Annotated in this window: 11 protein-coding genes; 5 read left to right on the forward strand and 6 right to left on the reverse strand. The window is 67.7% G+C overall.

Translation table 11 applies throughout. The features are described from left to right. Position 1 precedes the first annotated feature (1 nt). From M3149_RS06475 to M3149_RS06490, 4 genes are all read right to left on the reverse strand, one after another. Positions 2-1,570 carry a TIGR03016 family PEP-CTERM system-associated outer membrane protein gene (locus M3149_RS06475; protein WP_251708509.1) on the reverse strand — a complete coding sequence of 523 codons (1,569 nt, stop codon included), beginning with the start codon at positions 1,568-1,570 and terminating at the stop codon, positions 2-4. Positions 1,571-1,594: 24 nt separating this feature from the next. Next, a complete protein-coding gene (locus M3149_RS06480; RefSeq protein WP_251708510.1) occupies positions 1,595-2,533 on the reverse strand; it encodes an XrtA-associated tyrosine autokinase in 939 nt (312 codons plus the stop codon). A 24-nt stretch (positions 2,534-2,557) separates the two neighbouring features. Beyond that, on the reverse strand, positions 2,558-4,117 hold the full coding sequence (locus M3149_RS06485) for an XrtA system polysaccharide chain length determinant (protein WP_251708511.1): 1,560 nt from the start codon (positions 4,115-4,117) through the stop codon (positions 2,558-2,560). Between the two features lie 98 nt (positions 4,118-4,215). Beyond that, complete coding sequence (locus M3149_RS06490) at positions 4,216-4,851, reverse strand: XrtA/PEP-CTERM system exopolysaccharide export protein (protein ID WP_251708512.1); 636 nt, start codon at positions 4,849-4,851, stop codon at positions 4,216-4,218. Positions 4,852-5,084: 233 nt separating this feature from the next. On the opposite strand from M3149_RS06490, the gene M3149_RS06495 reads away from it, so the two are divergent. Together M3149_RS06495 and M3149_RS06500 are read left to right on the forward strand one after the other, a co-directional pair. After that, complete coding sequence (locus M3149_RS06495) at positions 5,085-6,281, forward strand: amino acid aminotransferase (protein WP_251708513.1); 1,197 nt, start codon at positions 5,085-5,087, stop codon at positions 6,279-6,281. A 63-nt stretch (positions 6,282-6,344) separates the two neighbouring features. After that, positions 6,345-6,866, forward strand: a complete 522-nt coding sequence (locus M3149_RS06500) for an isochorismatase family protein (RefSeq protein ID WP_251708514.1) — start codon at positions 6,345-6,347, stop codon at positions 6,864-6,866. A gap of 24 nt (positions 6,867-6,890) precedes the next feature. Here the strand turns inward: M3149_RS06500 and ygiD are convergent, their stop codons facing one another. Further along, the gene (ygiD, locus tag M3149_RS06505; RefSeq protein WP_251708515.1) at positions 6,891-7,700 is read right to left on the reverse strand and encodes a 4,5-DOPA dioxygenase extradiol; all 810 of its coding nucleotides are present in this window, start codon (positions 7,698-7,700) and stop codon (positions 6,891-6,893) included. Between the two features lie 126 nt (positions 7,701-7,826). Between ygiD and M3149_RS06510 the strand changes: the two genes are divergently transcribed. From M3149_RS06510 to M3149_RS06520, 3 genes are all read left to right on the forward strand, one after another. After that, the gene (locus M3149_RS06510) at positions 7,827-9,155 is read left to right on the forward strand and encodes a polyhydroxyalkanoate depolymerase (RefSeq protein ID WP_251708516.1); all 1,329 of its coding nucleotides are present in this window, start codon (positions 7,827-7,829) and stop codon (positions 9,153-9,155) included. 32 nt (positions 9,156-9,187) lie between these two features. Continuing rightward, positions 9,188-9,847, forward strand: a complete 660-nt coding sequence (rsxB, locus tag M3149_RS06515) for an electron transport complex subunit RsxB (protein WP_251708517.1) — start codon at positions 9,188-9,190, stop codon at positions 9,845-9,847. 68 nt (positions 9,848-9,915) lie between these two features. Then, positions 9,916-10,593, forward strand: coding sequence for a DUF1294 domain-containing protein (locus M3149_RS06520; protein ID WP_251708518.1), 678 nt, complete (start codon positions 9,916-9,918; stop codon positions 10,591-10,593). A 21-nt stretch (positions 10,594-10,614) separates the two neighbouring features. On the opposite strand, the gene M3149_RS06525 is transcribed toward M3149_RS06520, so the two are convergent. Continuing rightward, positions 10,615-12,987 carry a YgiQ family radical SAM protein gene (locus tag M3149_RS06525; RefSeq protein WP_251708519.1) on the reverse strand — a complete coding sequence of 791 codons (2,373 nt, stop codon included), beginning with the start codon at positions 12,985-12,987 and terminating at the stop codon, positions 10,615-10,617. Positions 12,988-13,009 lie beyond the last annotated feature (22 nt).

Here is a 13,009-nt window from a genome sequence, read left to right on the forward strand (position 1 = left end):
GTCAGAACCGGTGCGTGATGGCAGCGGCGATGGAGGTGTCGCGGTAGCGGGACTGACCACCGTCAGAAACGGAACGGCGAAATTGCAGGGAGGCCGCCGTGCGTTCGGCCAGGCGCGTGGCCAGGCCCACCGTGAAGGCCGTGACGCGGGTGTCAAAGCCCACCAGGTTCGTGGTGGTGCGTTCGCGAGAGAGGCTGGCGTTCAGCGCGGTCAGTGGCGTGAGGCGGTGGCCAGCGCTCAGGCTCCAGCCTTGCCGGGCGATGTTGCTGAACTGGTCGAAATCATCGCCCAGGCCCTGCACCGCACTCAGACGTTCGCTGTTGCTGCGCGAAAACGCCAGCGTGATGACGCTGCGGCGGCCGACGAGCGCCACGGAGGCCTGTTGGCGCCGATCCAGCGTCGCCGAAGACACCTGGTAGTTGCGGAGCAACTGGCTGTCGGCGGGCAAGCCCAGGCGCTGCAGTTCGGCCTGCACCAGTTGAGCGCGGCGGATCGGGTCGGGCTCCAGGCTGCTGTAGAGGGAATCCAGCAGGTCGTAGACCGAGCCGAGCGACACCGCTCCCTCGGCGATACCGCTGTTGCTCTGCCCCCGCGAGTCGGTGTAACGCCAGACGGTGCGTGCGCCGCGGTGTTCCAGCAGTACGTTGTGGCCGGTGCCGAAGTAGCGGTCCTGCACCTCCACGAGCGCGCGGCTGCGGGTCGAAGGTTGCCAATCCACCGCAATGGCGTTATTGCCGTAAGACTCGGGTTCGAGGGTGATGATGTCGTTGCGCTCGCGCCCGGCGCTGAGCGTGATGCGCCAGCGGGGATCGGGCACGATGATCAGGCCGGCCTGCACGGAATCGCTGCGCGTGTCGCGCCCGAGGTCGTAGTCCACGTCCTGCGACAGGGCGGAAGCTGTCCAGCCGAGCAAATCGCGGCTGCCGATGCTGGACAAGCTGGCGGAGAGCGTTTGCGCCGTGAGATCGGCACGGTCGGCCGCTTCCGAGTTCGAGCTTTGCAGCGCGTAGCGGAACTCGCTGTCGACCGAGCCCCCCAGCCGGCTGCGCCAGTAGGGCGAAAAACGCAGACTGGTGTTGCTCGAACGGTTGGCGTCGCTGAGGCTGCCGCTGGACGGGGCGCCCAGTGCCGAGCGCAGTTCATCGTCGATGCTGCCGGCCAGGTCCACGAACAGGCGCTGGTCCCAGGCGTTGACGGTCGCCTGCGCATTGAGCCGGTGGCGCAGGTCGTCGTCGGACGTGCCTTGCAGGTAGGTCAACGCGCGCAGGTTGTAGTCGAGGTAGCCGCGCACACGGGGCGTGTTGGCCACCACGCGCACGCCCGGGCTGATTTCGAGCGTCTGCTCGTCGCGCGTGTTGCCCGAACTCAGCCCGCCGTTGGACGACACCGTGGCACCCGCGCTGATGCTGGGTTCGACCCAGACGCTGGGGGACCGGGCGGCGCCTTCTTCGGCCGCGGGGGCCTGCGCACGCGCAGCCTGCAGCGCGACGCTGGCCGTCAGCGCACAGCCCACCAACAGCGCCACGGGCCGCACCCGGGGAATGGACACCAGGGGCACGCGGATCTTCACGGGGTTGTCCTTGCGCACCGGGGGTCAGGCCGCCGCGGGCTGGGCAGCATCGGTGCCGTAACCGTAGCCATAGCCATATCCGTAGCCGTAAGAGTCTTGCCCGCCCCCGCGCACCTGGTTGAGCACCAGCAGCTTCACCGGGCATTGCTCGATCGTTGCCAGCGCATGACGCAGATCCGCCTGGAGCGTGCGTTCGGCCTGCACCACCATGACGATCTGCCCCATGTGGGTGGCAAGCACGCGCGCTTCGGTGGTGGCCAGCAAGGGCGGCGAATCGAAAATGATGATGCGGTCGGGGTAGCGGCGCCCCATTTCCTCCACCAGAGCGGTCATGCCGTCGCTGGCCAGCAGTTCGGTGGCGCGCGCGTGGGGCGTACCACTGAGCAGCAGGCTCAGCTTGTCGATGTTCGTGCGCAGCAGGACGTCCGCCATCGGCAGATCGGGCTTGACGAGCAGGTCCATCAGGCCGGGGCCGGCCGGCAGATCAAGCACCCGCCGCAGGCTCGGCCGCGCGACGTCGGCGTCGACCAGCAAGACGTGGAAATCGAGCTCGGTGGCCAGGCTCATGGCCAGGTTGAGCGCCGTGAAGCTTTTGCCCTCGCCGGGCAAGGCGCTGGTCACCATGATGAGGTTGCCGTTGCGCACGGCCACGGCGCCTTTGCCTGCTGCATTCGCGAGCAGGGGCCGCTTGATGACGCGGAACTGGTCGGCCACCGTCGAGCGCGGGGCGTTGGGCGTCACGTATCCGGCCGCCATCAGGCGGTCAAGATCGAGATGCACGGCACGCGACACCGGTTGCTGGGCAGCCGGCGCCTCAGGGCGCACGGGGGCCCCGCTGCTGGCCGCCGCAGGCCCCCGGGACGGCGGCGTCGGCGTTGGTTGCACCGGGGGGGAATTCAGTTCGACACCGGCCTTGCGGAGCTGCTCCAGGCGCTGTGCGGCTTTTTCAATCAGACTGGACATGTCGGCCTCATGGTCTCGTCGGCTTCACAGTCCGAGCGTTGGCTGGTAGGTGAGCAGCACCATGCCCGCCGCGAACAGCACCAGCAGCGCCACCAGCGCGAGCAGGAAGCGACGCAGGCTGCGCCGTTCACGCTGACGCACGGTCTCGCTGCGCACCAGGCCCACGACCCCCAGCAAGGGCAGATCAACCGCATGGCGTAGCGACGAGCCGTCGAAGAACACCGGGCGCACCTGGCTCATGAGAAAGGCCACGCCACCCCCGGCACCGAGCGCGAGCAGCAAGGCCACCGGCAGCAAGAGCACGCGGTTGGGCGCGACCGGCTTGTCGTTGGCGCGCGGCGGGTCGATGACACGAAAATCGGCCAGACGCGAGGTGGAGCCCAGCTCGCCACTGATCGTGATGGACTCGCGACGTGCCACCAGGTCTTCGTAGTTCTTGCGGTGGACCTCGTAGTCGCGGTTGAGCTGGGCCTGCTCGGCCTCGATCTGAGGCGCGGCCGTCATGAGTTGGCGGGCGCGGGCGACCCGGGCCTCGTACTCCGCCACGCGCGAACGCAGCGAAGCGGCCTGCACCTCGGCGGCGGACTGAATGCGCGAGAGTTCGACCAGCGCGGGATTGCCTTCGATCACTGGTCGGCCGGGATTGGCCGCCGCAGCGCGCTGCAACTCGGCGATCTCGCGCTTCTTCTGAGCCTCCAGCTCACCGATGAGCTTGCGCGTGTTGATGACGTCCGGGTGTTGCTCGGTGTAGCGTTGCAGCAAGGCGTCGAGGTTGCGCTTGAGGGCGTCCAGGCGCGCGTCGAGTTCGGGTGTGGCAAAACCCACCGGGCCGGACGAGCCCGCCTGCATGGAAGAACGCGCCGCCTCAAGCTGACGCCGGGCCGCTTCGCGAGCGCTTTCGGCCTCGCGCAATTCCAGGCGGGCCTGGCTGAGCGTGTTGTTGAGCTCGCCCAGGCGCGTGGCCATGTCGCCCCCGCCCTGGGACTGCAGCTCAAGGTTGCGCAGGCGGAAATCCTTCAGCCGCGTTTCGGCCTCGGTGAGCTTGGCCTCGTAGTTCTTGATCTGCTCTTCGATGAAGCGGCGGGCGGATTCGGAGTCCGTGCGACTGTCACCGAGGCTGCTCTCGACAAAGATGGTCATGAGCGCCTGCACCACCCGCAGCGCCTGATCGGGGCTGTCGCCGCGGTAAGAGAGCGTGTACAGGTTGTCGCGACCGGTAGAGCGGATGGCCAGTGCCTGGGTGACGTTGACGATCAGGCGCTCGCGCTCTGCCTTGTCGCGGGTGCCCAGGTCGAGATCGGCCATGCGCACCAGCCGCTCCACGGTCGGCCGGCTGATGAGGGTGCGGCTGAGCATGGCCACCTGCTGGTCCACGTTGGGCTGCACGGCAAGGCCCGACATGAGCGGTCGCAGGATGCTTTGCGTGTCGACGTAAACGCGCGCGGATGCCTCGTAGTGGTTGGGCATCAGCATCACCCCGACGGCGCCTGCAATGGCCACCAGCCACGCCACGAACACGCCGAGGCGGCGGTACTTCCACATGCCCCGCAGGGTCGTGGTGATCTGGTTGATGAGTTCTTGCATTCAGGCGCGGGTGAAAGGCTGCGGCCAGCGGCGGCTGTAGACCGTGCGGGCCGGCTCGGGCTGCACGGCAAGCCAGCGCGGCAAGGCCGCGATGGGCATCAGAACCAACCCTGGGGAATGATCAGGATGTCGCCCGGCAGCATGTCGACGTTGGCCGAGATGTCGCCGCGGTTGACGAGGTCGTCCAGGCGAACGCCGTAGTGCTTGTTGCCCTCGGCAGCGCGCACCAGGGTGGCCTTGTTGCCGTCGGCAAAGTCGGTCAGGCCGCCCACGGCAATCATCACGTCCAGCACGGTCATGTTCTGCTTGTAGGGCAGGAACTGCGGCCGGGCCGCAGCGCCGACCACGCGGATCTGCTCGCTGTAGGGGCCGACGAAGCTCGTGACGACCACCGTGACCACCGGATCACGCACGTACTTGCCCAGCAGCTTTTCGACGTCGCGGGCGATCTGCTGCGAGGTCTTGCCCTGCGCGACCAGCTCGTCCACCAGCGGTGCGGACAGCTTGCCGTCGGGTCGCACCGGCACCACGGAAGACAACTCGGGGTTGCGCCAGACGGTGATCTGCAGCGTATCGCCAGGGCCCACGCGGTACTCGTAATCCGATTTCGCCGCACTGGCGGGTGCTGGCGGCAGCGAAGCGGTGCTGGCGCAACCCGCCAACCCCAGCACCAGAGCACCCAGGCCCAGGACCGCTGCCAACGGACGGATGAATGCGGACGTATGTGTTTGCATGCTCGTCACCCCCAACCAGAGGCCAAATGTTAATAAAAGTTAACAGTCAAAATGACTATACCCCAAGGCGTAGACCTCCACCACCGCGGATGGGGCAATGACGTCGCTCATCGGTGGGAGGGTCATGCAGTAGTTCACACCCGGGCCAGCGCCATGGCGCCACCAGCCGGGCCAGACGACTGGCAGCAGCCGCATAGAATTCCGGATTGCCCTCCCACCAACACCTCCATCCCATGTCTCTTTTCTCCACCGTCGAAATGGCCCCGCGCGACCCGATCCTGGGTCTGAACGAGCAGTTTGCTGCCGACACCAACCCCAGCAAGGTCAACCTGGGCGTGGGTGTGTATTTCGACGAGAACGGCAAGCTGCCGCTCCTGCAGTGCGTGCAGGCGGCCGAGAAGGCGATGATGGACAAGCCCGCAGCGCGCGGCTACCTGCCCATCGACGGCATCGCGGCCTATGACAGCGCCGTCAAGGGCCTGGTGTTCGGCGCCGACAGCGAGCCGGTGAAGAGCGGCCGCGTGGCCACCGTGCAGGCCCTGGGCGGCACCGGCGGCTTGAAGATTGGTGCCGATTTCCTCAAACGCCTGAACCCCGGCGCCAAGGTGCTGATCAGCGACCCGAGCTGGGAGAACCACCGCGCCCTGTTCACCAATGCGGGCTTCCAGGTCGACACCTACGCCTACTACGACGCGGCAAAACGCGGCGTGAACTTCGACGGCATGCTGGCCAGCCTGCGGGCGGCGGCGCCGGGCACCGTCGTCGTGCTGCACGCCTGCTGCCACAACCCCACCGGCTACGACATCACCCCCGCCCAATGGGACCAGGTGATCGCCGTGGTGAAGGAACGCGGCCTGACCGCCTTCCTCGACATGGCCTACCAGGGCTTCGGCCATGGCATCGCCGAGGACGGCGCTGTCATCGCCAAGTTCGTGGCCGCCGGCCTGCTGTTCCTGGTTTCCACCTCGTTCTCCAAGAGTTTCAGCCTGTATGGCGAGCGCGTGGGCGCGCTGTCGGTGCTGTGCGCCGACAAGGCCGAAGCCGAGCGGGTGCTCTCGCAGCTCAAGATCGTCATCCGCACCAACTACTCCAACCCGCCCACGCACGGCGGCGCGGTGGTTGCGGCGGTGCTCAACAACCCCGAGTTGCGCGCGCTGTGGGAGAAAGAACTTGGTGAGATGCGCGTGCGCATCAAGGCCATGCGCCAGCAACTCGTTGACGGCCTCAAGGCCGCCGGCGTCAAGCAGGACATGGGCTTCATCACCGAGCAGATCGGCATGTTCAGCTACTCCGGCCTCACCAAGGAACAGATGGTGCGCCTGCGCAGCGAGTTTGGCGTCTACGGCACCGACACCGGCCGCATGTGCGTGGCCGCGCTCAACGGCAAGAACATCGGCCACGTCTGCAAGGCCATTGCCGCCGTGCTGTAAGCCGCGAACCGCGCGCACGGGGCGGCCCGCGCCGCTCCCATTCCCCCACATCAGGAGACACGCTTGAGCCAGGCCCTCATCGTCATCGACGTGCAGAACGACTACTTCGCAGGTGGCGCTTTTCCCCTGTGGAATGCGGATGCCGCGCTGGACGCCACCGAGAAAGCCATCCGCGCGGCCTCGGCCAAGGGGATGGCGGTGGTTCTGGTGCAGCACGTGGCCAAGGCGCCTCCCGGCGCCGCGCCCTTCTTCAATGCCGACACCGAGGGCGTGAAGATCCACCCCCGGGTGCTGGCCGCTGCGCCGCAGGCACCCATCGTCGTCAAACACTACCCCGACGCCTTCGAGGACACCACGCTGCACGAACTGCTGCAGGCCCGCAGCGTCGACGAACTGCTGGTCTGCGGCATGATGACCCAGCATTGCGTCACCTACACCTCGCTGTCGCCCCGCGCCGGCAGCTACCGCAAGCTCACGGTGCTGCGCGACGCAGTCACCACGCTGAGCGAAACCGTCAACAAGCTGGCACTGGGTGGCCTGGGGCGCCGGGTGGGCATGGCCACGGTGGACGAAGCCCTGGCCTGAGCCGCGACGTCGCCGCGCGCAGCCTTACCCCCACACCACCGACCGCATCGAGATCGATGCGGCCTGGAACCCCTCGTTGAAGAAGCGCACTGGCTCCGCCGTATCTGCTGCCCCGGCGGCGTAGAGCAGCGGCAGATAGTGCTCCCAGCTCGGGTGAGACAGCGTGGCCGCGTCACCCACCGAGCGGTAGTCGACCAGCGCATCGGTGTCCCCGCGGCCGATGGCCTGCGCGATGTGGGTGTCGAATGCCACAGCCCAGTCGTAGGCCTGGTCATCGGCCGCCTGGCGCTGCATGGTCCGCAGGTTGTGCACGATGTTGCCGCTGGCCACGATCAACACGCCTTGCGAACGCCAGGCGCGCAGCTGGCGCCCGATGGCCAGGTGCTCACTGAGCGGGCGCCCATAGTCCATGCCGAGTTGCAGCACCGGGATGTCGGCCTCGGGAAACATCGGCTTGAGCACCGACCAGCTGCCATGGTCCAGACCCCATTCGCCCTCGTCGAGCCCGAGCGCACTGCCGTCGGGCTGGCGCACCGCAGCCGCCATCTCGCGTGCCAGGTCGGGTGCCCCGGACGCCGGGTATTGCTGGTCGAACAAGGCCTGGGGAAAGCCACCGAAATCGTGGATGGTGCGCGGCTGCGCCATGGCGGTGAGCCACCAGCCCCGCGTGAGCCAGTGGGCCGACACGCACAGGATGGCGCGGATGGGCTGGCCCCTGGTGCGCAGTTCGGCGCCCAGTTGCTGCCAGCTGCGGCGCCAGCGGTTGTCCTCGATGGCGTTCATGGGGCTGCCGTGGCCGACAAAGAGCACAGGCAGGCGATCGGTGGTGTTCATGGACGGGATTTTCCTCCGCCGAGGTTCACAAAGGCGACAGATGCGGGCGATTCCTGCGTGTTCTTCCCCACTCGCGAACCGGCCCTTCCTGCTACATTGCACTGCAACATGATGGAAGCCTGACCCATGCTCTACCAGCTCTACGAAACCCAGCGCTCCATGATGGAGCCCTTCGCCGACCTTGCCGAAGTGGCTTCGCGCATGTTCAGCAACCCGGCGCTGCCCTTTGCGCAGTTGCCGATGGCCCAGCGCATCTCGGCCACCTACGACCTGATGCACCGGCTGGGCAAGGACTACGAAAAGCCCGAATTCGGCATTCGCACGGTCGACATCGACGGCGTGAACATCGCCATCCACGAGCGCGTGGAGATCGACAAGCCGTTCTGCGAACTGCGCCGCTTCAAGCGCTTCTCCGACGACCCGGCCACCCTGACCAAGCTCAAGGTCCAGCCGGTGGTGCTGGTGGTGGCACCGCTCTCCGGGCACTACGCCACACTGTTGCGCGACACCGTGCGCACCCTGCTCAAGGACCACAAGGTCTACATCACCGACTGGAAGAACGCGCGCCTGGTGCCGCTGTCCGAAGGCGAGTTCCACCTCGACGACTACGTCAACTACCTGCAGGGCTTCATTCGCCACCTGCAAGGCATCTACGGCAACTGCCACGTCATGAGCGTGTGCCAGCCCACGGTGCCAGCGCTGGCCGCCGTCTCGCTCATGGCCAGCCGGGGCGAGCTGCAACCCCTGTCCATGACCATGATGGGCGGCCCGATCGACGCCCGCAAGTCACCCACGGCGGTGAACAACCTGGCCATGCAGCGCAGCTTCGAGTGGTTCGAGAACAACGTCATCTACCGCGTGCCCGACAAGTTCCCCGGCGCCGGACGGCGTGTCTACCCCGGCTTCCTGCAGCACACCGGCTTCGTGGCCATGAACCCCGACCGCCATGCGAGCAGCCACTACGACTACTTCCAGGATCTCATCAAGGGCGACAACGAGAGCGCGGAGGCGCACCGCAAGTTCTACGACGAGTACAACGCCGTGCTCGACATGGACGCGGACTACTACCTCGAGACCATTCGCACCGTTTTCCAGGAGTTTCAGCTCGTTCAGGGCACCTGGGACGTGAAGAGCGAGCTCGGCAAGGTCGAGCGCGTGCGCCCGCAGGACATCCGCGATGTCGGCCTGCTCACCGTCGAAGGCGAGCTCGACGACATCTCCGGATCGGGCCAGACGGCCGCTGCGCACGACCTGTGCACCGGTGTGCCGAAATCGCACCGCATCCACTACGAGGCCAAGGGCGCCGGCCACTATGGCATCTTCAGCGGCCGCCGCTGGCGCGAGATGGTCTATCCCGTGGTCAAATCCTTCATCGCCGCGCACGAGCAGCGCGCCGCCGCCAAGCCCGCCAAGAAGGCCACCGCCACGCGCCGTCGAACCACCGCCAAGGCCTGACGCCCGACAGGGGCGCGGGCGCCCCGTACCGCATGAACGAACTCGCCCGCCGTATCGATGCGGCATTGCCGCAGACGCAGTGCCAGCGCTGCGGTTACCCCGACTGCGCGCAGTACGCCCAGGCCATCGCCGACGGCGCGGCCGAGATCAACCAGTGCCCGCCCGGCGGTGTCGAAGGCGTGCAGCGCCTGGCCAGGCTCACCGGGCGCCCCGCCCTGCCCCTGAACCCCACACACGGCATCGAAGGGCCGGTCACGGTCGCGGTGATCGACGAGGACTGGTGCATCGGCTGCACGTTGTGCATCAAGGCCTGCCCCACAGACGCCATCGTGGGCGCCAACAAGCGCATGCACACGGTGATCGAGCCATATTGCACCGGCTGCGAACTGTGCATCCCCGTCTGCCCGGTGGACTGCATCTCGCTGGACAACGTGAGCGGTGAGCGCACCGGCTGGGCGGGATGGTCGCCACAGCTGGCTGCCCAGGGCAAGGCCCGCTATGAGGCCCGCCAGATCCGCGTGGCGCGCGAAAAGGTGGAACACGATGCCCGGCTCGAAGCCAAAGCCGAAGCCAAGCTGGCCGACCTGACGGCCGCTTCGAAGCTCACCGAACCCGCGGCGCTGGACCGCAAACGCGCGGTGATCGAGGCTGCCCTGGCACGCGCCCGTGCGCGGCGCGCCCCGCCGGGATGAACAACCCTGGGCGGCAAGCGTTCTTCCATGCCATCCTGCTGCCCGCACCTTCTGCCCCTCCCAGGCCCATGAAAAAGCACGGCACCATCGTCCACTGGGACAAAGAGCGCGCGTCCGGTTTCATCCGCAGCCCCGACACGGCCGCGCAGGTGTACTTTCATCTGCGGGACTACGAAGGCCCGCATCCCGTCACCCCGGGCACGGCCGTGGTGTTCGAAGAGATCGTGATCGGCGGCAAGGGGCCACGCGCCCTCTCGATCAAGCTGCCACCCCCGCCGCCGCTGCAATCAGCGGGATCGACCGACGGCCCTGCGCCCGAACCCGTGCTGGCGCCGGCTGCGGTCTCCAAGGCGCAGCGCTGGCGTGAAGAACGCGCCCAGCGCCGCCAGACCCAGGTGGCGCTGGGGCTGCTGGGCGGCTGGCTGCTGCTCTGGCTGGTCGGCATCGGCGCGGGGCGCTTCCCGTGGGTGGTGCTCACCGGTGTGGTGCTGGTGAACATCGCCACCCTCTTCCTCTACTGGCGCGATCAACACGTGAGCCAGGAAGGCGGCGCGCCCTGGCCCGTGGAGCACCTGCACGTGGCCGCCGTGCTGGGCGGCTGGCCAACGGCCTGGCTGGCACAGCGGGCACTGGGGCATCGGCTGGACGATCGCCGCTTCCAGCAGACCTTCGTGGCCTGTGCAGCGCTCAACGTGGCCGTGTTGCTGGTCTGGGTGGCCTGGCCGGTGTTTGCCACCAGCGCCTGAGCCAGCGGGCGACCCCGCCGCTCAGCGCGGCTTGGGTCGCCGTGGGGCGGCCGCCGCACCCGTGCCGGCCCTGGGCGGCAGGCCGGTGTGCTGCGTGAGCAGGCGGCCCTTGGGCGGCGTGGCCCCGGCACGCGTTGGCGCTGCCGTGGTCTTGCGCGCCGCGTCGCGCGCGGGCGCTACCGGCGTGCTGTTCTTGCGCCGCGCGCTCTGGTAGCCGCCGTCGGTGAGCGGCTGGAAGGTGGGAATCAGGTGCTGCTTGCCGTTGCCGATGAGATCGGCCCGGCCCATGGCCTTGAGCGCCTCGCGCAGCAGCGGCCAGTTGTTCGGATCGTGATAACGCAGAAAGGCCTTGTGCAGGCGGCGGCGTTTCTCGCCGCGCACGATGTCAACGCGTTCGGCGCGCTCGTCGCGGTGGATGCCCTTCAAGGGGTTCAGATTGGTGTGGTACATGGCCGTCGCGGTGGCCATGGGGCTGGGGTAGAAGGTCTGCACCTGGTCGGCACGGAAACCGTTGCGCTTGAGCCAGAGCGCCAAGTTCATCATGTCCTCGTCGCTGGTGCCCGGGTGCGCGGCGATGAAGTACGGGATGAGGTACTGCTTCTTGCCCGCCTCTTCGCTGTACTTCTCGAACAGCTGCTTGAAACGGTCGTAGCTGCCAATGCCCGGCTTCATCATCTTGGAGAGCGGCCCGTTCTCGGTGTGCTCGGGTGCGATCTTGAGGTAGCCGCCCACGTGGTGCTGCACCAGCTCCTTCACGTACTCGGGGCTCTTGATCGCCAGGTCGTAGCGCAGACCCGAGCCGATCAACACCTTCTTGATGCCTTTCAAGGCCCGCACACGACGGTAGATCTTGATGAGCGGGCCGTGGTCGGTGGTGAGGTTCTGGCAGATGCCCGGGTACACGCAGCTGGGTTTGCGGCAAGCGGCCTCGATCTCGGGCGTGCGGCAGCCCAGGCGGTACATGTTGGCGGTGGGGCCACCCAGGTCACTCACCACGCCGGTGAAGCCCTCGACCTTGTCGCGCATGTCCTCGACTTCGCGAACGATGGAGTCCTCCGAACGGCTCTGGATGATGCGCCCCTCGTGCTCGGTGATGGAGCAGAAGGTGCAACCGCCGAAGCAGCCACGCATGATGTTCACGCTGAAGCGGATCATCTCCCACGCGGGGATCTTGGTCGCGCCGTCGTGGCGGCCATGCTCGTCGGCGTAGGCCGGGTGCGGGCTGCGCGCGTACGGCAGGTCGAACACCCAGTCCATCTCGGCCGTGGTCAGGGGAATCGGGGGCGGGTTGATCCAGACGTCGCGCGCCAGCGCGCCTTCGCCATGCGCCTGCACCAGCGCACGCGCATTGCCCGGGTTGGCTTCCACGTGCAGCACGCGGTTGGCGTGGGCGTAGAGCACGGCGTCGCTCCTGACCTGCTCGTAGCTCGGCAGGCGGATCACGGTGCGCTCGCGCGGCGGGCGCCTGCCCTTGCCTTGCAGCGCCGGGTTGGGCACGAAATTCAGCGGCTGTATCGCGCCGCCCTGCGCCGCAGCGGCGGGTTCGCCGTTGCCCTCATCCTTGGCGCACGACTGGCCTTGCGCCTGCGCCTGCTCGCTGGTCGTGAGGTAGGGGTTGAGGTGCGCGTCCACCGGGCCGGGCTGGTCGACCTCGGTCGAATCGATCTCGACCCAGCCGGCAGCCGACGGATCGCCCGGGCGGCGCACGAAGGCGGTGCCGCGCACGTCGGTGATCTGCTCCACCGGTTCACGTGCCGCCAGCCGATGGGCGATTTCCACCAGCGCGCGCTCGGCATTGCCGTAGAGCAGCAGGTCGCACTTGCTGTCGACCACGATGGAGCGGCGCACCTTGTCGCTCCAGTAGTCGTAGTGGGCGATGCGGCGCAGGCTGCCTTCGATGCCGCCGAGGATGAGGGGAACGTCCTTGAAGGCTTCGCGGCAGCGCTGGCTGTAGACGATGGCGGCGCGGTCGGGGCGTTTGCCGCCCACGTCACCGGGGGTGTAGGCGTCGTCGCTGCGGATCTTCCGGTCGGCGGTGTACCGGTTGATCATGGAATCCATGTTGCCGGCCGTCACGCCCCAGAACAGGTTGGGTTTGCCCAGGACCTTGAAGGCCTCGGCGCTGGTCCAGTCGGGCTGGGCGATGATGCCGACGCGAAAGCCCTGGGCCTCCAGCACGCGACCGATCACGGCCATGCCGAAGCTGGGGTGGTCGACGTAGGCGTCGCCGGTGACGAGGATGACGTCGCAGCTGTCCCAGCCGAGCGCTTCCATCTCGGCCCGGCTCATCGGCAGGAAGGGCGCGGTGCCGAAGCGCTTGGCCCAGTAGGGGCGGTAGCTCGTCAGCGGCTTGGCGGGCCGGTGGAAGAAGGAGACGTCGATGGGGGCGTTCATGGGGGAGCTCCGCCCTGCGCGC

The sequence above is a fragment of the Hydrogenophaga intermedia genome, from assembly GCF_023715105.1.
GTDB lineage: Bacteria > Pseudomonadota > Gammaproteobacteria > Burkholderiales > Burkholderiaceae_C > Hydrogenophaga > Hydrogenophaga intermedia_A.